The organism is Salinarimonas ramus, from assembly GCF_014645695.1.
Taxonomy (GTDB): Bacteria; Pseudomonadota; Alphaproteobacteria; order Rhizobiales; family Beijerinckiaceae; genus Salinarimonas; species Salinarimonas ramus.
Map to the genome: position 1 here is coordinate 111819 of NZ_BMMF01000008.1, position 21826 is coordinate 133644.

General features: G+C 70.1%; 22 protein-coding genes. 4 read left to right on the forward strand and 18 right to left on the reverse strand.

Annotation, left to right across the window (positions count from 1 at the left end; genetic code table 11):
- Positions 1-20: 20 nt before the first annotated feature.
- The 3 genes from IEX89_RS14290 to IEX89_RS14300 are packed head-to-tail and all read right to left on the reverse strand — an operon-like array spanning position 21 to position 3747.
- The gene (locus IEX89_RS14290; RefSeq protein ID WP_188913905.1) at positions 21-2402 is read right to left on the reverse strand and encodes a xanthine dehydrogenase family protein molybdopterin-binding subunit; all 2382 of its coding nucleotides are present in this window, start codon (positions 2400-2402) and stop codon (positions 21-23) included.
- The gene (locus IEX89_RS14295) at positions 2399-2917 is read right to left on the reverse strand and encodes a (2Fe-2S)-binding protein (RefSeq protein ID WP_188913906.1); all 519 of its coding nucleotides are present in this window, start codon (positions 2915-2917) and stop codon (positions 2399-2401) included. The genes IEX89_RS14290 and IEX89_RS14295 overlap by 4 nt, the downstream gene beginning before the upstream one ends.
- Complete coding sequence (locus IEX89_RS14300; protein WP_188913907.1) at positions 2914-3747, reverse strand: FAD binding domain-containing protein; 834 nt, start codon at positions 3745-3747, stop codon at positions 2914-2916. Before IEX89_RS14300 ends, IEX89_RS14295 begins: the two co-directional genes overlap by 4 nt.
- Before the next feature lie 127 nt (positions 3748-3874).
- Here IEX89_RS14300 and IEX89_RS14305 point away from each other — a divergent pair, with 127 nt between their 5' ends.
- Complete coding sequence (locus IEX89_RS14305; RefSeq protein WP_188913908.1) at positions 3875-4528, forward strand: TetR/AcrR family transcriptional regulator; 654 nt, start codon at positions 3875-3877, stop codon at positions 4526-4528.
- Between the two features lie 6 nt (positions 4529-4534).
- On the opposite strand, the gene IEX89_RS14310 is transcribed toward IEX89_RS14305, so the two are convergent.
- The 6 genes from IEX89_RS14310 to IEX89_RS14335 all read right to left on the reverse strand — a co-directional run bounded on the left by IEX89_RS14310 (position 4535) and on the right by IEX89_RS14335 (position 10826).
- Positions 4535-5695, reverse strand: a complete 1161-nt coding sequence (locus IEX89_RS14310; RefSeq protein WP_188913909.1) for a Gfo/Idh/MocA family protein — start codon at positions 5693-5695, stop codon at positions 4535-4537.
- Positions 5692-6465, reverse strand: a complete 774-nt coding sequence (locus IEX89_RS14315) for a sugar phosphate isomerase/epimerase family protein (RefSeq protein WP_188913910.1) — start codon at positions 6463-6465, stop codon at positions 5692-5694. Before IEX89_RS14315 ends, IEX89_RS14310 begins: the two co-directional genes overlap by 4 nt.
- 30 nt (positions 6466-6495) lie before the next feature.
- Positions 6496-7587, reverse strand: a complete 1092-nt coding sequence (locus IEX89_RS14320; RefSeq protein ID WP_188913911.1) for an ABC transporter ATP-binding protein — start codon at positions 7585-7587, stop codon at positions 6496-6498.
- A gap of 9 nt (positions 7588-7596) precedes the next feature.
- The gene (locus IEX89_RS14325; RefSeq protein WP_188913912.1) at positions 7597-8517 is read right to left on the reverse strand and encodes a carbohydrate ABC transporter permease; all 921 of its coding nucleotides are present in this window, start codon (positions 8515-8517) and stop codon (positions 7597-7599) included.
- Complete coding sequence (locus IEX89_RS14330) at positions 8514-9473, reverse strand: carbohydrate ABC transporter permease (RefSeq protein WP_373290589.1); 960 nt, start codon at positions 9471-9473, stop codon at positions 8514-8516. The genes IEX89_RS14325 and IEX89_RS14330 overlap by 4 nt, the downstream gene beginning before the upstream one ends.
- Before the next feature lie 108 nt (positions 9474-9581).
- Positions 9582-10826 carry an ABC transporter substrate-binding protein gene (locus IEX89_RS14335; protein WP_188913913.1) on the reverse strand — a complete coding sequence of 415 codons (1245 nt, stop codon included), beginning with the start codon at positions 10824-10826 and terminating at the stop codon, positions 9582-9584.
- A 184-nt stretch (positions 10827-11010) separates the two neighbouring features.
- Between IEX89_RS14335 and IEX89_RS14340 the strand changes: the two genes are divergently transcribed.
- The 3 genes from IEX89_RS14340 (at position 11011) to IEX89_RS14350 (ending at position 14076) form a co-directional block, all read left to right on the forward strand.
- Positions 11011-12036 carry a LacI family transcriptional regulator gene (locus IEX89_RS14340; RefSeq protein ID WP_188913914.1) on the forward strand — a complete coding sequence of 342 codons (1026 nt, stop codon included), beginning with the start codon at positions 11011-11013 and terminating at the stop codon, positions 12034-12036.
- Positions 12033-13055, forward strand: a complete 1023-nt coding sequence (locus IEX89_RS14345; protein ID WP_188913915.1) for a Gfo/Idh/MocA family protein — start codon at positions 12033-12035, stop codon at positions 13053-13055. Before IEX89_RS14340 ends, IEX89_RS14345 begins: the two co-directional genes overlap by 4 nt.
- A 181-nt stretch (positions 13056-13236) precedes the next feature.
- Entirely contained in the window at positions 13237-14076 is an 840-nt protein-coding gene (locus tag IEX89_RS14350; RefSeq protein WP_188913916.1) for a DUF4214 domain-containing protein, read from the forward strand.
- 50 nt (positions 14077-14126) lie between these two features.
- Here IEX89_RS14350 and hisN read toward each other — a convergent pair whose 3' ends face one another.
- The 9 genes from hisN to IEX89_RS14395 form a co-directional block, all read right to left on the reverse strand.
- Entirely contained in the window at positions 14127-14930 is an 804-nt protein-coding gene (hisN, locus tag IEX89_RS14355) for a histidinol-phosphatase (RefSeq protein WP_188913917.1), read from the reverse strand.
- Between the two features lie 101 nt (positions 14931-15031).
- The gene (locus IEX89_RS14360) at positions 15032-16276 is read right to left on the reverse strand and encodes a phosphopentomutase (RefSeq protein WP_188913918.1); all 1245 of its coding nucleotides are present in this window, start codon (positions 16274-16276) and stop codon (positions 15032-15034) included.
- 39 nt (positions 16277-16315) lie between these two features.
- On the reverse strand, positions 16316-17944 hold the full coding sequence (locus IEX89_RS14365; RefSeq protein ID WP_188913919.1) for an ABC transporter ATP-binding protein: 1629 nt from the start codon (positions 17942-17944) through the stop codon (positions 16316-16318).
- Between the two features lie 10 nt (positions 17945-17954).
- Positions 17955-18437 (reverse strand): type II toxin-antitoxin system VapC family toxin, encoded by a 483-nt coding sequence (locus IEX89_RS14370; protein WP_188913920.1) that lies wholly within the window; start codon positions 18435-18437, stop codon positions 17955-17957.
- On the reverse strand, positions 18427-18669 hold the full coding sequence (locus IEX89_RS14375; protein WP_188913921.1) for a hypothetical protein: 243 nt from the start codon (positions 18667-18669) through the stop codon (positions 18427-18429). The genes IEX89_RS14370 and IEX89_RS14375 overlap by 11 nt, the downstream gene beginning before the upstream one ends.
- A 74-nt stretch (positions 18670-18743) precedes the next feature.
- A complete protein-coding gene (locus IEX89_RS14380) occupies positions 18744-19187 on the reverse strand; it encodes a type II toxin-antitoxin system VapC family toxin (RefSeq protein WP_188913922.1) in 444 nt (147 codons plus the stop codon).
- A gap of 6 nt (positions 19188-19193) precedes the next feature.
- Entirely contained in the window at positions 19194-19523 is a 330-nt protein-coding gene (locus tag IEX89_RS14385) for a hypothetical protein (protein WP_188913923.1), read from the reverse strand.
- Positions 19524-19558: 35 nt separating this feature from the next.
- Positions 19559-20725 (reverse strand): ABC transporter permease, encoded by a 1167-nt coding sequence (locus IEX89_RS14390; protein WP_188913924.1) that lies wholly within the window; start codon positions 20723-20725, stop codon positions 19559-19561.
- 1 nt (position 20726) lies between these two features.
- Positions 20727-21824: a microcin C ABC transporter permease YejB gene (locus IEX89_RS14395; protein ID WP_188913925.1), complete on the reverse strand. Its 1098-nt coding sequence runs from the start codon at positions 21822-21824 to the stop codon at positions 20727-20729.
- Between the last annotated feature and the right edge of the window lie 2 nt (positions 21825-21826).

Below are 21826 nucleotides of genomic sequence, written 5' to 3' on the forward strand. Positions count from 1 at the left end.
GCGGGGCCCCGTTTTCGACGTCAGCCCTCGATCTTGCCGAGCGCGCGCAGGATGCGCTCGGGCGTGAAGGGCATCTCGGTGACGCGCGCGCCGAGCGGGCGCAGCGCGTCGTTTATGGCGTTCATGACGGCGGCGGGCGCCCCCGCCGTGCCGGCCTCGCCCGCGCCCTTGGCGCCGAGCAGGCTCTCCTTGGTGGGCGTCTCCACGTGGCCGACGATCATGTCGGGCATCTCCGCGGCCATGGGCACGAGGTAGTCGGCCATGGATCCGTTGATGAGCTGGCCGTCCTCGTCGTAGTGGATCTCCTCGTAGAGCGCCCCGCCCAGGCCCTGGACGATGCCGCCGCGGATCTGCTCGTCGACGAGCTGCGGGTTGATGATCCGCCCGCAATCCTCGACGCACCAGTGCTTCAGGAGCGTCACCACGCCCGTCTCGACGTCGACCTCGAGGTAGGAGGCCTGCACGCCGTTGGTGAAGGCGAAGGGGTAGTCCGAGGTGATGAAGTGGCGCGTCTGCACGAGCTCGCGGGGAAGGCCCTTGGGCAGCGTGTCGCCGCGGAAATAGACGATGCGGCCGAGCTCCTCGAGCGAAAGCCGCTCCTCGCCGGTCTCCGGATCGACGATCGCGCCCGCGCGGATGTCGAGCCGGCCGGGCTCGCTCTGGAGCATCGCGGCGGCGACCTCGAGGATCGAGTCCCGCAGCGCGCGCGACGCCTGGAGCGCCGCCTCGCCGCCGATTCCGGCGCCGCGCGACGCCCAGGTGCCGCCGCCATAGGGCGTCACCTGCGTGTCGCCGGTGACGATGCGCACCTTGTCGGGGGTCACGCCCACGCCCTCGGCGACGATCTGGGCGAGCATCGCCTCGGTCCCCTGGCCCTGCTCGGTGACGCCCGAGAGCGCCACCACCGAGCCGTCGGGGTCCATGCGCACGGTGCAGCCGTCCTGCGCGGAGATCCGCGCGCCGCCGATGCCGTACATGAAGGGCGAGGGATTGGTCAGCTCGATGAAGCTCGCGATGCCGATGCCGCGATGGACGCCGCGCGCGCGCGCTTCCGCCTGGTCCTTGCGCAGCGCCTCGTAGTCCATGAGCGCGACGAGCTTGTCGAGCGAGGCCTGATGCGAGAGGCCCTCGAAGCGCATCTTCGCCGGCGAGGTCACCGGGTAGGCGTCGTCCGGGTAGACGTTGCGGCGGCGCATCTCCACGGGGTCGATGCCGAGCTCCGCCGCCGCCATGTCGACGAGCCCTTCCGTGATCGCCACCGCGATCGGGTGCCCGACGGCGCGATACTGGCAGGTCGGCGTCTTGTTCTGGAAGACGACGGTGGTACGGGCGCGGTAGTTCGCGAAATCGTAGGGCCCGCCGCAGAGGTTGACGACCTGGTTGCCCTCGATGGCCGAGGTGCGCGGATAGACCGAGTAGGGCCCGATCCCGGTCCAGTCGTCGACGTCCATCGCCAGGATCTTTCCCGCCTCGTCCACGGCGAGGCGCGCGTCGATGACGTGGTCGCGGGCGTGGATGTCGGTCGTGAAGCTCTCCAGCCTGTCGGCGACGAACTTGACGGGGCGGCCCATCACCTTGGCGATGGCGGCGGTCGCCACCTCGTCGGGATAGACGTGGACCTTGATGCCGTAGGACCCGCCGACGTCCCCGCAGATCACCCGCACGCGGCTCTCGGGGATGTCGAGGTGCTTGGCGAACACCGTCTGCATCATGTGCGGGGCCTGGGTCGCGTGCCAGGCGACCATCTGGCCCTCGGCCGGGTTCCAGTCGACCAGGATCGAGCGGGGCTCCAGCGTGACGCCGGTGTGGCGCGCGGTGCGGAAGCGGGCGGAGACGACCGTGTGCGCGCCGGCGAAGGCGCCCTCGACGTCGCCCTCCTCGTGCAGGCGGCGGAAGGCGAGGTTGTCGCCGAGATCGGGATGGATGACGGGCGTCGTCTCGTCGAGCGCGCTCATCATGTCGGTGACGACGGGCAGCGCCTCGTAGTCCACCTCGACGAGGGAGGCCGCCTCCTCTGCGGCGGCCCGCGTCGTGGCGACGACGGCCGCCACCGGCTCGCCGACCCAGCAGGCGCGCTCGATCGCGATCGCGTGCTGGGGCGGGGATTTCAGCCCCTTGAGATGCGCGAGCACCGCGACCCAGGGCGTGCAGACCTCCGCGAGATCCGCGCCCGTGAAGACGCGCAGCACGCCCTTGACCGCCTTCGCCGCGCCGGCGTCGATCGTGCCGATGCGGGCATGCGCGTAGGGCGAGCGCACGAAGGCGACGTGCGCCATGCGCGGCAGCGCGACGTCGTCGACGAAGCGCCCGCGCCCCTGCACGAGCCGCGGCGCGTTGGGCCGCGGCACCGTCTTGCCGATATAGGAATTGGGCCGGTCGGGATTGCCGAACTGGATGGTCATGCTCCCCCCTCGCCGGTGCGTGCGTCGCCGCCGGCGCGGGCCGTGGCCACCGCCTCGACGGCGTCGACGATCGCCTCGTAGCCCGTGCAGCGGCAGTAGTTTCCGGACAGGTGCTCGCGGACCTCGCCGCGCGAGGGCACGCCGCCGCGGGCGAGGAGCTCGTCGGCCGCCACCAGCATGCCCGGCGTGCAGAAGCCGCATTGCAGCGCGTTGCGCGAAACGAACTCGGCCTGCAGGTCGGCGATGGCGCCGGTATCCGTGAGGCCCTCCACCGTCCAGACCTCCGCGCCGTCGGCCTGGGCGGCGAGCGTGAGGCAGCCGCGCACGGCCTCGCCGTTCACGCGGATGGTGCAGGCGCCGCACACGCCGTGCTCGCAGCTCGCATGCGCGCCGGTGAGGCCGAGCTCGAGGCGCAGGAAATCGATCAGGTGCTGGCCCACGGGCACGCGCGCCTCCACGGGCTCGCCGTTGACGACGAGCGCGACGTCGATCCGATCGCGGACGATCTCGGTCATCTCGTTCCTCCCTCGATGCGCGCGACGGCCCGGCGCAGCAGCACGCCGGCGAGGTGGCGGCGATAGGCGCCGCTCGCCTGCGTGTCCGACGGCGGGTCGATCTCGCCCTTGAGCGCGGCGATCGCCCCCTCGACGTCGCCCGCATCGAGGGCGGCCATGGCGCCCGTCGCGAGCATGGGCTTGGGCCCCGTCGAGAACAGCGAGACGCGATGGCCGGCGGCGCGGCGCACGAGGCAGAGCCCCGCGAGCGCGTAGTCGCCGGAGCGGCGCGCCACCTCCTCGATCACCTGCACCTCGTCGGGCTCGGCCTTGGGGATCGTGATCGCCGCGAGGATCTCGCCCTCTTCGAGCGCCGTCTCGAACGTGTCGCGGAAGAAGTCGGCCGCCGGGATCTCGCGGGCGCCGGCGAGGCCCTCGACGTGCATCACGGCGCCGAGCGCCAGCGCGCAGGCGGGGAACTCGGCCGCGGGATCGGCGTGCGCGATCGCCCCGCCGATCGTGCCGCGATTGCGGATCGCGGCATGCGCGATGTGCGTCGTCGCTTCCGCGAGCAGCGGAGCGTGGGCGGCGATCAGCGGGTCGCGGCCGATCTCGGCGTGGCGCGTGAGCGCGCCGATGCGCAGGGTGTCGCCGTCCTCCACGACGCCGCGGCATTCGGAGAGCGCGGAGATGTCGACGAGGACGTCCCCCGTCGTCAGGCGCATGTTGAGCGCGGCGACGAGGCTCTGCCCGCCCGCGAGCACGCGGCCCATGCCGTTCGTCTGCGCCAGGAGCTCGAGCGCGTGGCGCAGATCGCGTGCGCGGGCATAGCCGCCCACAGCAGCCTTCATCCGTCTCCTCCCTCGCGGTCCCGTCTTCGCGGGCGGCTAATTGAGCGTTTGCTCAATCCCGTTGAGCGGATCATGTATGGATTTCGGCGCTTGGCAAGTAGAATGTTTTCAGGGGAGGCAATCGCGTATGACGTCGAGTGAGGGTGCCGGGGCCGCGGGCGAGGTGCGGTCGAGAGCGGCCGCGCGGCGGCGCCTGCCGCCGAAGGAGCGTCGTCAGCAGATCGTCGACGGGGCGGTGGCGTTCTTCGCGCAGGCGGGTCTCGAGGGCAACACGCGCGATCTCGCCAAGCGGCTGGGGATCACGCAGCCCTTGCTGTTCAACTATTTCGCGACGAAGGACGACCTCGTCGAGGCGGTCTACGAGCAGGTCTATCTCGACCGGCTCTCGCCCGACTGGCCCGAGCGCCTGAGGGATCGCAGCGTGCCGATCCGCGCGCGGCTGCTCGCCTTCTACACGGAATACTCGACGCTGATCTTCCAGCACGAATGGATGCGGATCTTCATGTTCTCGGGGCTGGCGGGAGCCGAGCTCAACCGCCGCTACCTGCGCCATCTCGCGGACGTGATCCTGCGCCCGCTGCTCGCCGAGATCGCCGCGGAGGCGCGCGGCGAGAGCGCGCCGACCATGGAGGATCTGTGGAACCTCCATGGCGGCATCGTCTATATCGGCATCCGCCAGCACATCTACCGGATGCCCTGCCCGGCCGATCCCTCGGACGCCATCACGCGAGCGATCGACCGCTTCCTCGGCGCCTTCGGCATCGCCGCGGAGGCCGGCTGACGAGGGTCAGGCGGCGGGCGCCTCGCGTCCGCTCCACCAGGCGAGATCGCCGCCCGAGAGCGCGGCGGGGCGCTCGCAGGGCGTCTCGATGGCGACGTGGCGCCCCTCGCGGGCGGAGCGGTCGAAGGCGCACAGGACCTCGAGCACGTGGAGCGCGAGATCGCCCGAGCAGCGATGCGGGCGCCCTTCCGCGATGGCGCGGGCGAGGTCGACGACGCCCAGGATGCGGTAGTCGGCGACGTCCTCGCCGCGCCCGGTGCGGCGGTTGGGCCGCGCATAGGCCATGGCCGAGGGCTCGACCCGCTCGAAGGGCGCGCCGCCCCGCGACAGGCGCGTCGCGCCGCCGAAGAAGTTCGGGTCCGGCAGGAGCATCGTGCCCTCCGAGCCGTAGAGCTCGAGCCGGAAGGTCGTCTCGGCGAAGACGTCCCACGTGGCGGTGAGCGGCACGACGGCGCCGCAGGCGAATTCGAGCGCGCCGACGACGAGGGTGTCGACCTCGACCGGCAGCCGCGTCCCGCGCTTGGGCCCCTCGCTCGTCACGAGCCGCTCGGCGAAGCCGCGGGTGCCGATGGCCATGACGCGTTTCACCGGCCCGATCAGGTTGACGAGCGCGGTGACGTAATAGGCGCCGATGTCGAGGATCGGCCCGCCGCCCGCCTGGAAGAAGAAGGCGGGATCGGGATGCCAATGCTCCATCCCGCGGGTGGCGAACCAGATCGCGCCCGAGATCGGCCGCCCGATAGCACCCTCGTCGACGAGCTTGCGGGCGAGCTGATGGCCGCCGCCGAGGAAGGTGTCCGGCGCGCAGCCGAGCCGCACCCCCGCCGCCCGCGCCGCCGTGGCGAGAGCGCGGCCCTCCTCCAGGCTGACGCCCAGCGGCTTCTCCGAATAGAGATGCTTGCCCGCCGCGATCGCGGCGGCGCCGACGGTGGCGTGGGCGCGCGGCGGCGTCAGGTTGATCACGATGTCGACCTCGGGATCGGCCAGCAGCGCGTCCGGCGCCGTGCCGCGCACGCCGTAGCGCTCCGCCTGCGCCGCCGCGCGCCCGGCATCGGTGTCGGCGCAAGCGACGATCTCCAGGCCCTCGAAGGTGCGGGCGCGGGAGAGGTAGGTGTCGGAGATGTTGCCGCAGCCGAGCACGCCGGCGCGGAGCGTCGTCGGGATCATCGCGTCTCTCCCTCGGCGAGCCGGCGCATGGCGGCGAAGCTGCGCGTCGCGAAGCGCGCGGCGTCGCTCGGCTTGTCGTGCTCGGCGATCATCAGGTTCGCCCCGGCCTCGCGGGAGCGGCGCCACAGGTCCGCCCAGTCGAGGACGCCGTGGCCGACGTCGGCCCAGCCGTCCTCGTCTTCCGCCTCGCCCGCTCTCGCGATGTCCTTGACGTGCACGCTCGCGAGCCGGCCGGCGTGGCGCGCGAGGCGCGCCGCCGGATCGTCCCCGCCGCGCACGAGCCAGGCGACGTCCGCCTGCCAGAGAAGGCCGTCCGCGGCGCCGGCGTCGAGGAGGAGATCGAGCGGCAGCGCGCCGTCGGGCAGCGGCTCGACCTCCCAATGGTGGTTGTGGAAGGCGAGCGAGAGGCCCTCGCCCGCGAGGCGCTTCGCGTGCAGGCCGAGCTCGGCGCCGATGGCGCGCCAGCCGTCGGCGTCGCTCGGCCGATCGGACGCGTGCAGAGCCGGCACTGCGAGATGGGCGATGCCGATCGTCTTGGCGGCGCGAGCGGTCTCGTCGAGGCGCTCGCGCAGAGCCGCGAGGGGCACGTGCGTGCTCGGCGCCGACAGCCCGCGCGCGTCGAGGGCGTCGCGGAAGGCGGCCGGCTCGTCGAGCAGGCTCGCCACCGCCTCGACGTGCCGGAAGCCGGCATCGCGCACGACGTCGAGCCGATCGAGCAGCGTGCCGTGCTCGCGCAGCGAGTAGAGCTGGATGGACAGGGTGGCAGACATATGGAGGCTTTCCTTGTGGCGGGGCGGCGCTCAGAGCCGCTCGCCGCTCGCGGGATCGAAGAGGCTGGCGCGGGCGGGATCGAGGACGAGGCGAACGGCGGCGCCGGGCGCGATCGGCTTCTCGCCCGCCATGCGCACCGCGAGCGTGGTCTCGCCGTCGCGGCACCAGACGAGGCTGTCGGCGCCCATGGGCTCGACGATGTCGACGTGAAGGCCCGACCAGGCGTGGACGTCCTCGCCCGCCTCCAGCACGCCGATATGCTCCGGGCGCACGCCGAGCGTCGCGGCCGATCCCGGCGCGGGGCGCCGCGCGAACTCGTAGGCGTCGAGCGCGAGACGTCGATCGCCGGCACGGAAGACGAGCGCGCCGTCGGGCGCCTCGATGCGGCCCTCGACGAAGTTCATCCGCGGCGAGCCGACGAAGCCCGCCACGAACAGGTTCGCCGGGCGATTGTAGATCTCGGCGGGCGGCGCGAGCTGCTGGATGCGCCGGTCCTTCATCACGGCGACGCGGTCGGCGAGCGTCAGCGCCTCGATCTGGTCGTGGGTGACGTAGATCATGGTCGTGTCGGCGAGGCGCTGGTGCAGGCGCTTGATCTCGACGCGCAGCTCGTTGCGCAATTGCGCGTCGAGGTTCGAGAGCGGCTCGTCGAAGAGGAAGATGTCGGCATCGCGCACCAGCGCACGCCCGATGGCGACGCGCTGGCGCTGCCCGCCGGAGAGCTCGCTGGGGCGCCGATCCAGCAGATGCTCGATCTGCAGCATCGCGGCTGCGCGGGCGACGCGGGCCTCGATCTCGGCCTTTTGCGTGCGCGCCATGCGCAGGCCGAAGGAGAGGTTCTCGCGCACGCTCATGCGCGGGTAGAGCGCGTAGGACTGGAACACCATGGCGACGCCCCGGTCCTTGGGCTCCTCCCAGGTGACGTTGCGCTCGCCGAAATGGATCTCCCCGTCCTCGACGTCGATGAGCCCGGCCATGGCGTTGAGCAGCGTGGACTTGCCGCAGCCGGAGGGGCCGAGGAGGACGAGGAACTCGCCCGCCGCGACCTCGATGGAGAGCCGATCGAGCACCGGCATCGAGCCGAAGGCGATGCTCACGTCCCGTACGGACACTGCCGCCATGACGTCCTCCTATCCCTTGACGGCGCCGGCCGCGATGCCGCGGACGAACCAGCGCCCCGTGACGAAGTAGATGGCGAGCGGGACGACGCCGGTGAGGACGGTCGCCGCCATGTCGACGTTGTAGAGCCGCACGCCGTGGGTGGAGTTGACGATGTTGTTGAGCTGCACCGTCATGGGCAAATTTTCGCGTCCCGCGAAGGTCAGCCCGAGGATGAAGTCGTTCCACACGCCGGTGACCTGCAGGATCACCGCGACGACGAGGATCGGCGTCGACATCGGCAGCATCACCCGCAGGAAGATCGTGAAGAACCCTCCGCCGTCGACCCGCGCCGCGTTGAACAATTCGCGCGGAAGCGAGGCGTAGAAGTTCCGGAACAGCAGCGTCATGATCGGCATGCCGAAGATCACGTGCACGAGCACGATGCCGGCGAGCGAATTGTAGATGCCCACGCTCGAGAACATCCGCACGAGCGGGTAGAGGAAGACTTGATAGGGCACGAAGGCGCCCGCGAGCAGGATCGCGAAGAGCACGTTCGCCCCGCGCACCGGCCAGAACGAGAGCGCGTAGCCGTTGAGCGCGCCGAGCAACACGGAGAGGATCACGGAGGGCACGAGGATACGCACCGAGTTCCAGAAGCCGACGCTGATCCCCTCGCAGGTGAGGCCCGTGCAGGCGCTGCCCCAGGCCGCGGCCCAGGCCTCGAGCGTGGGGGCGAGCGGCAGCGCGAAGATCGTGCCCTGGCGGATCTCCTCCATCGGCTTGAGCGAGGTCAGCAGCATGATCCACGCCGGGAGGAGGAAGAAGAGCGCGGCGCTCGCCAGGAAGGCGTAGAGCCCGATGCGGCCCGCCGTGAGCCGGCGAGGCCTGCGGCCGCGGGCCGTGATGCCGCCGCGGGCGCGGTCGGTGGAGGTTACGACGGCGCTCGTCATGCGGGCCTCCCGGAGGTGCTGCCGTAGCGGGCGTAGAGCCAGGGGGTGAGGACGGCGAGGACGGTGACGAGCATCACGGTCGCCGCCGCCGTGCCGAGGCCCACGTTGGCGCGCTCGAACAGGTGGTCCATCACGAACTTCGCGGGGACCTCGGTGGCGATGCCGGGCCCGCCCTTGGTCATGGCGACGACGAGGTCGTAGAGCTTCACCACCGCGATCGCGAGGAGCACCGTCGCCGTGACGATCATCGGGCCGATCAAGGGGAGCACGATGGAGAGGTAATAGCGCCAGGCCGGGATGCCGTCGACGCGCGCGGCCTTCCACAGGTCGGGATCGACGCCGCGCAAGCCCGCGAGCAGGATCACCATGACGAGCCCCGACGATTGCCAGACGCCCGCGAGCACGAGGGCGTAGAGCGCGGTCTCCCCGTCCGCGAGCCAGGCGAAGGCGAAGCTCTCGAAGCCCGCCTCGCGCACGGCGCGCTGGAGGCCGAGCTCTGGGTTCAGGAACCATTGCCAGGCGAGCCCCGTAACGATGAAGGAGAGCGCGTGGGGATAGAGGTAGATCGTGCGCAAAAGCCCCTCCGCCTTCACCCGCTGGTCGATGAGCACCGCCAGCAGGAAGCCGAGAACCAGGCAGGCGGCGATGAACAGCACGCCGAACACGACCATGTTCTGCAGCGAGACGAGGAAGCGCGCATTGGCGAAGAGCCGCTCGTACTGATCGAGCCCGACGAAGTCGTAGGTGGGGAGCAGCTTCGAGCTCGTCGTCGAGAGCCGCACCGTCCAGGCCATGGCGCCGAGATAGACGACGCCGACCACGACCGCCATCGGCGCGAGCGCGAAGAGGGTGGAGGGGCGGATCCGTCGGCGCGCGCGCCGGGCGGAGCCGGCCGGGGTGGCGACGTCCACGCGAACGGGCAGCCGCTCGCGCTCCTTGGTGAGCATGGTGTGCATGACCTCGTCTCCCGGGGCGCGGCGCACGCGGCGCCGATCCGTGGAACAGGCGGGCCGCCCCGGAGGAGCCTCGCGCAGAGGCTCGGGGGCGACCCGGTGGGCCGAGGGTCAGCCGGCGATCTCCATCGCCTCGCGGAAGCGCGCGACGAAGGCGTCCGCGTCCATGGACGGGTCGTTCCAGTACTGCGTGATCACGTCGTCGACCGCGCCGACGAGATCGGAGGAGGCGACGAGGTTGACCTGCGGCACCTGCTTGGCGGGATCCGACATCACCTCGGCGCCGCGCTGGGCGCAGGCGTCCATGCCGGACACGTCGACGTCCGAGCGCACGGGGATCGACCCCTTGACGTTGTTGAAGGCGATCTGCGCCTCGGGGCTGAACATGACCTCGGCGAGCATCTCCTGCGCGGCGCGCTGGGCCTCGTCGTCGGTGGCGGGAAAGACGAAGACGTCGCCGCCGATGATCAGCGCCTCGTTCGCGCCCACCAGTGCGCAGCCGTATTCCTCGCCGGGCGTCTGGCCGGCGGCGAGGAACTCGCCCTTGGCCCAGTCGCCCATCAGCTGCATGGCGGCGCGGCCGGTGACGACGAGGTTCGTCGTCTCGTTCCAGCTGCGGCCGGGGCTGCCCTCGTCGACGATGGCGCGCAGGCGCCCGAACACGTCCGCGACGGCGCGGAACTCCTCGGTGTCGAGCGCCGCAACGTCGTTTTGCGCATAGAGCCTGTCGTAGAGCTCCGGGCCGCCGTGGCCGGCGAGGACGGCGTTGAAGAGCGTGCGCTCCTGCCAGGGCTCGCCGCCCTGGGCGAAGGGGATCTTGCCCGCGGCCTCGATCTTCTCGGCGGCGGCGAGCACGTCCTCCCAGGTCTGCGGCGGGGCGACGCCAGCCTCCTCGAGCACGGCATTGTTGTAGAACATCCAGTTCTGGCCGTGGATGTTCACCGGCACGGCGTAGATCTCGCCGTCGTAGCTGATGGCGTCGACGAAGGACGCGGGGATGAGATCGCGCCACCCGCCCCGCGACGCGACGGCCTCGATGTCGTTGAGGAGCCCGCCCGCGGCGACTTCCTCGAACTGGCGACCCGTGTTGAACTGCATTGCGGTCGGCGCGTCCCCGCCGACGATGCGGTTGATGCCCGCGGTGCGGGCGTTGGTGCCGCCGGCGATGGCGGTGTCCACCCAGGTGCCGCCGGCCGCCTCGAAGCGGGAGACGAATTCCTGGAGCGCGGCGGATTCGCCGCCGGAGGTCCACCAATGGATGACCTCGGCTTCCTGGGCGACGGCGGGGGTGTAGGCGGCGAGCGTGATGGCGGAGGCCGCGCAGGCGGCGAGCGCCGCCCTCTTCAACGAGCGCATGAGCGTTCCCTTTCCCTGGAGGAGCGACCGTTGGCCGGTCGTCGATTTGCAACGTTACGATACGCCCCTTACAGTGAGCGTCAATGGCCTGACGAGAAAAATCGTAACGTTACGATTTTGCGGCGCACAATCGGGGGTGAACGATGACGGAACGAGGCGAGGCACGAAGCCACCGGAGGACGCCATGAGCCGACACGCCTCGAAGGCCACGCTCAAGACGCTGGCGCAGGAGCTCGAGCTCTCGATCACCACCGTCTCACGGGCGCTCAAGGACGGGCCGGAGGTGCGTCCCGAGACCATCGCGCGCGTCAAGCAGGCGGCCGCGCGCCTGGGCTACGCCCCCGACCGCAGCGCCGTGAACCTGCGCACCGGGCGAACGGGAACGATCGCCGTCCTGTTCTTCGTGCCCCACGCCTACGACGACGTCGGCGACGGCAGCATCACCGCCATCATCGAGGGCGTCTGCCGCAGGCTCGAGGGGCTCGACTACACGCCCGTGGTCCAGCTGCTCACGCTAGAGGTCGACGGGCTCGAGCGCGTGCGGCGCATCGTCGAGGGAAAGCTCGCCGACGGCATCATCCTCTCGGGCACGACACCGCAGGACGAGCGCGTGCGCTGGATGCTGGAGCGGCGCTTCCCCTTCGTCACGTTCGGCCGCACCGAGCTGTTCACGCCCCATCCCTGGTACGACGTCGACAACGAGCTCGCCGCGCACCAGGCCACCGCGCACGCGCTGTCCGAAGGGCGCCGGCGCGTCGCGCTGATCAATCCGCCCGAGACGCTCACCTTCGCCCGGCAACGCCTAGCCGGCTATCGACGTGCGCTCGCCGAGGCGGGCATCGCCTACGATCCGGCCCTCGTGGTCCATGGCGGCCTCGGCGCCGGCGAGAGCCGGGAGGCGACGCGGGCGCTGTGCGCGGGCGAGGACCCGCCTTCCGCGATCGTCTGCGCCACGGGCGTCGTCGCCATCGGCGCCTGCGCGGGCCTGCGCGATCGCGGGCTCGAGCCCGGGCGCGACGTCCTCGTGGTGAGCCGCGACGGCACGCGCATGGCGAGCTATCTCGAGCCGCCGCTGCCCACCTGCTTCGCCTCGTTGTCGGATACCGGCTGGCACCTCGCCGACTTCCTGATGCGCGCCCTCGACGGCGCCCCCGTGGAGGACCTACAGATGCTCGTCGAGACGACGCTCGTGCCCGGAGACCGCCGATGACGACCGATACGCCCGCCTTCGCCCCCGTCCGCTTCGGCGTGCTCGGCGCCTCCAAGATCGGCCGCGAGAAGGTGATCCCGGCCATGCAGGCGAGCCCGCTGTGCGAGATCGTGGCCATCGCCTCGCGCGACGAGACGCGGGCGCGCGCCGAGGCCGACGCACTCGGCATCCCCGACGCCTACGGATCGTACGAGGCGCTGATCGCGGCGGGCGAGGTCGAGGCGATCTACATCCCGCTGCCGAACCACATGCACGTGCCCTGGACGCTCGCCGCCGCGCGGGCGGGCAAGCACGTCCTGTGCGAGAAGCCCATCGCGCGCACCGCGGAGGAAGCGCAGGCGCTCCTCGACCTGCCGGCGGGGGTCGTCGTCTCCGAGGCCTACATGATTCGCCATCACCCGCAATGGCAGCGCGCCCGCGCGCTGCTCGAGGAGGGTGCCATCGGCAGGCCGAGCCACGTCCAGGTGTCGTTCTCGTTCTTCAACCGCGATCCGGCGAACATTCGCAACAAGGTCGAATACGGCGGCGGCGCGCTCCTCGACATCGGCGGCTACGCCATCATGGCGGCGCGCCTGCTGCTCGCCGCCGATCCCGTACGGGCGATCGCGCTCGTCGACCGCGACCCCGATACGGGGGTCGACCGGGAGGTCGGCGGCCTCGTCGATCTCGGTGAGGATCGCCGGCTCTCGTTCGCGGTGGGGACGCAGCGCGCTCCTGGCCAGTGGGTGCGGGTGGAGGGCAGCGAGGGCGTCCTCGTCCTCGACGCCCAACCCTTCAACGCCCGCGCCGACGCCGACAACCGCATCGTCGTCGTGCGCGACGGCGCGGAGCGGATCGAGACCATTCCCGGCGCGGACCAGTACCGGCTCCAGGGCGAGGCCTTCGCCCGCGCCGTGCGCGGCGAGACGGCGGACCTCACGAGCATTCCCGACGCGCTCGTGACCATGCGCACGGTGGACGCGCTCTTCCGCTCGGAGCGCTCGGGTGCGTTCGAGGCGGTGCAGGCGGACTTCGCATAGCGGAGCGGTGCGAAATATTCCTAGTCTCACACGTGGAATGGACCTCGGTCAATGCACCGAAATGGTACATGCGTCGTGCATTGATAAGATCGACTAAGTCTTGCTCGTCATGGACGAAGGCTCGACGATGCGCGCCGACGCGAGACCGCCATCGGTGTCTCCGCGCGCTCTGGAGACCCGCATGACGACTGCCCTTACCGTTGGCGACATTCGCCCCATTCTCGACCTCACCACGTCCTTTCCGCTGCTGGACGATGCGGAGAGCCTCGCGTCCCAGCTGCGGCCGCTTCTGGTGAGCCTCGGCGCTCCCATCGACGCCGAGCTCGACGCCGTGCTCACCGTGATCGAGACGAATCCCGTCCTCGTCGAGATCGGCATCGCGGAATTCCGCGCCGCGATCGCCGGGTTTCCCGACGACACGCTGCTCACGGACGTCTCGGGGCTCTACGGCGAGACGCCCGGTGGAGGCGGCACGCCGCCGACGGTCGTGGACGGCACGGTGACCTACACCCTGCCCTATTCGGACGCGACGATCGTCGTCGAGGGTGACGCTGTTCGGGTCACGCTCGGAGGCGAGACCACGACGCTGCAGAACGTCGACAAGCTGAGCTTCGTCGACGGATCCCTCTACATCGACACGACGGCGACCGCCGGCACCCTCGCGGTCGCCTACGAAAGCTTGTTCGGCCGAGCGCCGGACGCCGGCGGGTTCGAGTTCTGGCTCGATGCGATCAAGAGCAACGGCGTCGACTACTTCGCCCTCGCCACCACCTTCGTGCAGACGGCGGAGTTCCAGGCGGCCTACGGAGCGTTCCTGAACGACGCCGAGGCGCTGATGAGGCAGGTCTACACCAACCTGTTCGACCGCACGGCCGATCAGGCGGGGCTCGACTTCTGGGCCGGCTACCTGCGGGAGAACGGAATCGAATCCTCGATCGACGAGGTGTTCGCGACCTTCCTCCAATCCGAGGAAATGACCGCGCTCGTCGGAACGACGTACCCCAACGGGGTCTTCGTGTAAGTCCAGCCTCCGAGCGGCGGGCGCATCCCGCCGCTCTCCCGGACCCTGCTTCACCCCGCGAGGACGCGCATCGCCTCCTCGTGGACCCGCTTGTCGCCGGCGGCGAGAATGCGCCCGCCTCGCGCCGGATCGCCGCCGTCCCATGTGGTGACGATGCCCCCCGCCCCTTCGATGATCGGGATCAGCGCGACGATGTCGTAGGGTGCGAGGCCCGCCTCGACCACGAGGTCGATATGCCCGGCGGCGACCATGCAATAGGCGTAGCAATCGGCGCCGTAGCGCACGTTGCGGGCGCCCTGCGCCAGGCGGGCGAAGGCCTCGCCTTCCTCGGCCGTCGGGAACGCGTGGGGGCTCGTGGAGGAGAGCGTCGCTTCCGCGAGCGAGGCGCAGCGCCGGGTGCGCAGGCGCCGCTCGCCCGGCTCGCCGCCGCCCATCGGGCCCCGGTAGAGCGCCTTGCCGCCGTCGCCCGAGAACCGCTCGCGGGTGAAGGGCTGGTGCATCATGCCGTAGCAGGGCCGGCCGTTGCGGGTGAGCCCGATCAGCGTGCCCCAGCTCGGCAGGCCGGAGATGAAGCCGCGGGTGCCGTCGATGGGATCGAGCACCCAGACGTATTCCGCGTCCGCCTGCTCCACCCCGTATTCCTCGCCGACGATGCCGTGGCTCGGGAAGGCGCGCTTGATCAGGTGGCGCATGGCCGATTCGCCCGCCTTGTCGGCCTCCGTGACGGGGTCGAACACGCCCCCGCGCCCGCCCTTGTCGGAGGCCGTGAGGCTGGTGCGGAAGAAGGGCAGGATGGCCTTGCCCGATGCGGTCGCGAGATCGTCGACGAAGCTGGCGAAATCGAACAGGGCCATGCGGCGGTAAACCCTTGCCTTGGGGGACGACGCCCCTGATGTCTCACGAGAGGGCGGCCGCCGCAAGGCGAGCGTGCACTCCCCCTCGGAGATCGAAGCTCTCAGAGATCGAACGCGCGGCCGTGGCCGGTGCCCGCGACGCGCAGATGCGCGGCGAGGCTGGCGCCCATGTCGGCGAAGCTCTCGCGCCGGCCGAGCGCGCGCGGCGCGATGCCCGGCCCGAAGGCGATCACCGGCACGTGCTCGCGGGTGTGGTCGGTGCCCGCCCAGGTGGGATCGTTGCCGTGATCGGCGGTGACGAGGACGAGATCGCCCGGGCGCAGCGCCGCCTCGATCTCCGGCACGCGCCGGTCGAAGGCCTCGAGCGCCGCGGCGTAGCCCGGGACGTCGCGGCGATGGCCGAATTCCTGGTCGAAATCGACGAGGTTGGCGAAGACGAGGCCGCCGTGCGGCAGCCGCGCGAGCGCGGCGAGCGCCGCGTCGAGATTGGCCGCGTTGCCGTGCCCCTTCACCTCCTCGCCCGTGGCGCGGTGGGCGAAGATGTCGCCGATCTTGCCGACCGAGACGATCGCCCGCCCGTCGCGCGCCAGCACGTCGAGGAGGGTGTCGGCCGGCGGCGGCGTCGCGTAGTCCCGGCGATTGGCGGTGCGGGTGAAGCCGCTCTCGGGCGAGCCGACGAAGGGGCGCGCGATCACGCGCCCGATGCGATGCTCGTCGACGAGCTCGCGGGCGACGGCGCAGACCTCGTAGAGCCGCTCGAGCCCGAAATGCTCCTCGTGCGCGGCGATCTGGAAGACCGAATCGGCGGAGGTGTAGCAGATGGGCTTGCCCGTGCGGACGTGCTCGGCCCCGTATTCCTCGATGATCGCCATTCCGTTCGCGTGCTTGTCGCCGAGGATGCCGGGCAGCCCCGCCTTCGCGATCAGCGCGTCCGTCAGCGCCTTCGGGAAGGTGGGCTGCGTCTTGGGGAAGTAGCCCCAGGCGAAGGGCACGGGGCAGCCCATGATCTCGTAGTGCCCGGACGGCGTGTCCTTGCCCGCCGACACCTCGACGGCGTAGCCGTGCGCGCCCTGCGGGCCGCCTGCGGGCGGCGCGAGCTCGGGATGGGGCGCCGCGCGGCCCGTCGAGGCCGCGTGCGCGAGCCCGAGCCCGAGCCGCGCGAGATGCGGCAGCGCGAGCGGCCCGGCGCGCAGCCCGTTCCGGTCCCCGCGCCCGTCCCGGCAGGCCTCGACGATGTGGCCTAGCGTGTCCGAGCCGGTATCCGGCACCTCGTCGCCATAGGCGTGCGCGTCCTGCGCGCCACCGATGCCGACGGAATCGAGGACGATGACGAGAGCGCGGGGCATGGGCTTGCGTTCCTTTGTCGTTCGTCGGCGCGAGCGCGCTCAGTCCCGCACGAATTCCGGCCGCGCCTCGAGCGCGAAGGCGGCGGCGAAGAGGGCGCGGGTGTAGTCCGTCTCCGGCGCATCGAAGATCCGGTCCGCCGGCCCCTCCTCCACCACGACGCCGTTCTGCATGACGAGCACGTGGTTCGCGAGCGCGCGTACGACCTTGAGGTCGTGGGAGATGAACATGTAGGCGAGCCCGCGCTTCTTCTGCAGGTCGCGCAGGAGATCGACGATCTGGGACTGGACCGACATGTCGAGCGCCGAGGTCGGCTCGTCGAGGACGACGAAGCGCGGCTCGAGCGCCATGGCGCGGGCGATGGCGATGCGCTGGCGCTGCCCGCCGGAGAATTCGTGCGGATAGCGATCCATCGCCGCCGGATCGAGGCCCACGTCGATGAGCGCGCGCGCCACGATCTCGCGGCGCTCGTCGAGCGAGAGCCCGCCGTTCATCACGAGGAGCCCCTCCTCCACGATCTGCGCGACCGAGAGGCGCGGCGAGAGCGAGCCGTAGGGGTCCTGGAAGACGATCTGCATGTCCTTGCGGAAGGGGCGCACGCGCGTGGACTTCAGCCCGTCGAGCCGGTTGCCGAGGAAGACGATCGGCCCCTGCGAGGAAATGAGCCGCAGCATCGCGAGCCCGAGCGTCGTCTTGCCCGAGCCCGATTCGCCGACGACGCCCACGGTCTCGCCCGCGCGCACGGAAAGGCTCACCCCGTCCACCGCCTTCACGTGCCCCACCGTGCGGCCGAGGAAGCCGCGCTTGATGGGAAAATGCACCTTGATGGGCCCCGCCTCGACCAGCGTCTCGGCGTCCGCGGCGACGGGCTCGGGCCGACCCTTCGGCTCGGCGGCCAGCAGGCGCTGGGTGTATTCGTGCCGCGGGTCGTCGAACACCTCGGCCACGGGGCCGTGCTCGACGATCTTGCCCTTGAGCATCACGCAGACCCGATCCGCCACCTTGCGCACGATGCCGAGATCGTGGGTGATGAACAGCATGGCCATGCCGAGATCGCGCTTGAGTTCGGCGAGCAGCGTCAGGATCTGCGCCTGGACGGTGACGTCGAGCGCCGTCGTCGGCTCGTCGGCGATGAGGAGATCGGGGTTGTTGGCCAGCGCCATGGCGATCATCACGCGCTGGCGCTGGCCACCCGAGAGCTGGTGGGGATAGGCGTCGAGCCGCGAGGCGGCGTCCCGGATGCCCACGCGCTCGAGGAGCGCCAGCGTGCGCGACCGCGCCTCCTTCTCCGAGACCTGCGCGTGCAGGCGCAGGATCTCGCCGATCTGCTTGGAGACGACGTGGAGCGGGTTGAGCGAGGTCATCGGCTCCTGGAACACCATGGTGATGTCCGCCCCGCGGACCTTCATGATGTCGCCCTCCGACGCCGCGAGGAGATCGCGGCCCTTGAACAGGATCTCGCCCGAGGGGTGCGAGGCGGTCGGGTATTGCAGGAGCTTGAGGATCGACAGAGCCGTCACCGACTTGCCGGAGCCCGATTCGCCGACCAGCGCCACGGTCTCGCCCTTGGCGATGTCGAAGGACACGCGGTCGACGGCGAGCGTCTCGCGTCCGGCCTGGGAGAAGGCGACGGATAGGTCGCGCACGGAGAGGAGGGGGGTGGTGGTCATGGTGTCTCGATCAGGAGGTCTCGAGGAGCGCGCGGATGCCGTCGGCGGTCGGTGTGACGCGCCGCATGCCGTCGGGCAGGGGAATACGCTTGTCGTTCGTGACGAAGACGGTGCATCGCGACTCGATGGCGGTGACGACGTGAACCGCGTCCGGGAGGAAATTCCGACGATCCGCGCCTGTCATGGACCCCTGATTCGCCCTGGATCGGTAGCGCGCCGTCTCGATGAGGACAGAACGTGACACCGGCTGCACCTCGACGAGACCCTGCCCCACGATCAAGCTGAGATATGCCCGCTCCAGCCGTGGATCGTTCTTCCGCGAGGGGCCAGCAAGAACTTCCGCGATGGTCAGCTCGCTCGTGATGCGTCGTAGCCGCAAAGCCTCTTCACCGGAGAAGAGGCGCGCGACCGCCTGCTCGTCACGTCCCCTCGTCTCGACTGCCATGATGAACGCATTGCTGTCGAGGTATGCGACGATCACGTCACCGCTCACGATGTGCCCATTCCTCGCGGAGTGAACGCACGTACGCGTCGACCTCCTCGGCCGAAGCGAAATTGTCGCGCAGCCCGAATATCTCGTTGAGCGACATCGGCGTCTCGTCGTCGCCCGTCGACGTGGGCTCTATCGTCACCTCTACTGTCGCGAAGCCCGCAGGGTCGAGCCCCTCCCGGAGATGCTCCGGCAGTTCCCCGACCGGAACGTGATGCTTGACGATCCTGTTCACGGCTCCCTCCAGCAGCGACGGCGCGTGCAATGATAACCCAGATAGGCGCGCCGCGCAGCGCGCACCAGCATGCCTCACCGCCCGTCGACCACGGCCTCGATGCCGATGCGGATCATCGGCGCCCGAGGTCGGATGCGACGGTCGGACGAGAGGAAGACCTTGCAGCCCGCGATCTCGGCGGTGGCAAGGTGGATGGCGTCGGCGAGCTTGACACCGTCGCCCGCGCGGATTTCGCCGCTGCGCTCGAGCACCGCGCGCGTGACCGGGGCGACGTCGAGGAGATCGGGCTGCGAGAACAGCTCGCGGTACTGCGAGAGCAGCTCGGAGGCTCCGTCTCGCATCGGCCCCACGATCACCTCCGCAAGCGTCAATTCGCTGGTGACGAGCGAAATCCGGCCGGCCCGCGCTCGCGCCACGATGCCGAGCAGACGCTCGTGTCGTCGCTCCACGAAGGCGATGAGGATGTTGGCGTCGAGATACGCGGTCGTCCCATCGAGCAGGTCCCCGTCCGTCTCCATCGGCGCTCAATCATCCTCGTCGCGCAGCGCCCGGATACGTTCGACGGCCTCTTCGATGCTGGTGTTCAGGTGGGCATGCGAACCGAAGAAGCGATCGAAAAGAGCACCACGGCGTTCGATCTCCTCCGGCGGCAGCGGCGGACGCCGGGGTTCCTCCTCGTCCACCTGCCGCAGCCACGCTTCCAGCGTGATCTCCTCGTCGTCGGGCGCGCTCCCGCCTTCGTGCGAGGCAGGCCCGCGCACCTCCACCTCCACGATCTCCCCCGCGGCGAAGCCGCGGCGCAGCTCCTCGGGCAGGCGCTCGACGGGGATGTGATGCTTGACGACCTTGTTCACGGTCGGGCCCTCCTGGCGGTGATTCTACCCGACAATCACGTGAACGTCTTCCTCGGGTCGAAGGCGTCGCGCACGGCCTCGCCGACGAAGATGAGGAGCGAGAGCATCAGGGCGATGACGAAGAAGCCCGTGAGGCCGAGCCAGGGCGCCTGCAGGTTCGCCTTGCCCTGCGCCAGCAGCTCGCCCAGCGACGGCGAGCCCGGCGGCAGGCCGAAGCCCAGGAAGTCGAGGGATGTGAGCGTCGTGATCGAGCCGTTGAGGATGAAGGGCAGGAAGGTCAGCGTCGCCACCATGGCGTTGGGCAGCACGTGCTTCCACATGATCTTGGCGTCCGAGACGCCGAGCGCGCGCGCGGCGCGGACGTACTCGAAGTTTCGCGCTCGCAGGAATTCCGCGCGCACGACGCCGACCAGCGACACCCACGAGAACAGGAGCAGGATGAAAAGCAGCACCCAGAAGGTCGGCGTGATCACCGAGGCGATGATGATGAGCAGGTAGAGCGATGGGATCGCCGTCCAGATCTCGATGACGCGCTGGAAGATCAGGTCCACCCAGCCGCCGAAATAGCCCTGCACCGCACCCGCGAAGACGCCGATGATCGAGGAGGCGATGGCGAGCACGAGCCCGAACAGGACCGAGATCCGAAAGCCGTAGATGAGCCTGGCCAGCACGTCGCGGCCCTGGTCGTCGGTGCCGAGCCAGTTCGTCTCGAGATCTCCGCAGGTCTCCACCCCGAGCCGCGCCACGGCGGCCTCGCATTGCGCGTCGTCGAGCATCCAGGTCGGCGGCGCGGGCGCCGGGACGGGGAGGTCGAGGTTGTGCGTCGAGTAGTGGAAGCGGATCGGCGGCCACAGCATCCAGCCGTTGGCCTGGATCTCGTCGGCGATGAAGGGGTCGCGATAATCCGCCACGGCGAGGAAGCCGCCGAACTTCTCCTCCGGATAATCGACGAAGACCGGGTAGAGCAGCTCGCCCTTGTACATGGCGAGGATCGGCTTGTCGTTGGCGATGAACTCCGCGAACAGCGTCACGACGAAGAGGATCATGAAGATCCAGAACGACCACAGGCCCCGCTTGTTGGACTTGAAGTTGTCGAGGCGCCGGCGGTTGATCGGCGTGAGGTTGAGCAGGCCACGGTTCGCGACGGGCGGCGCCAGGCGCTCGCCTGCGAGCGGCTTCCTGAGATCGACGGTGACGTTCATCTCACACCTCCCGCGTCTCGAAGTCGATGCGCGGATCGATCCAGACGTAGGTGAGATCCGAGATCAGGTTCACGACGAGACCCACGAGCGAGAAGATGTAGAGCGTCGCGAACACGACCGGGTAGTCGCGGTTGACGATCGATTCGAACGAGAGCAGCCCGAGCCCGTCGAGCGAGAAGATCGTCTCGATGAGGAGCGAGCCCGCGAAGAAGGCGCCGATGAAGGCGCCGGGGAAGCCCGCGATGACGATGAGCATGGCGTTGCGGAACACGTGCCCGTAGAGCACCTGCCGCTCGGAGAGGCCCTTCATCCGCGCCGTCATGACGTATTGCTTGCGGATCTCGTCGAGGAACGAGTTCTTGGTGAGCAGCGTCGCGGTCGCGAAGGCGCCCAGAGCCATGGCGGTGATGGGGAGCGCGATGTGCCAGAGGTAATCGAGCGCCTTGCCGACGAGCGAGAGCTCCTCCCAATTGTCGGAGGTGAGCCCGCGCAAGGGGAAGATCTGCCAGAACGAGCCGCCGGCGAAGAGGACGATGAGCAGGATGGCGAACAGGAAGCCGGGGATGGCGTAGCCGACGATGACGATGGCCGAGGTCCACCAGTCGAAGGGCGTCCCGTCCCGCACCGCCTTCTTGATCCCCAGCGGGATCGAGATGGCGTAGGACAGGATCGTCATCCACAGGCCGAGCGTGATCGAGACGGGCAGCTTCTCGAGGATGAGGTCCACCACCGTCACGTCACGGAAATAGCTCTCCCCGAAATCGAAGCGGATGTAGTTCCACAGCATCATCCCGAAGCGCTCGTAGGCGGGCTTGTCGAAGCCGAACTGCGCCTCGAGCTCCGCGATGAACTGCGGATCGAGCCCCTGCGCGCCGCGATAGGTGGAGGTCGTCTCCCCTCCCCCGGCGCCGCCGCCGGCGAGATCCCCGCCGCCGCCGGAGATGCGCGCCGTGGCGCCCACATCGGTGCCCTGCAGCTGCGCGATGATGCGCTCCACCGGTCCGCCGGGGGCGAACTGGATGATCACGAACGAGATCAGCATGATCCCGAACAAGGTGGGGATCATCAGGAGCAGGCGACGGGCGATATAGGCGAGCATCG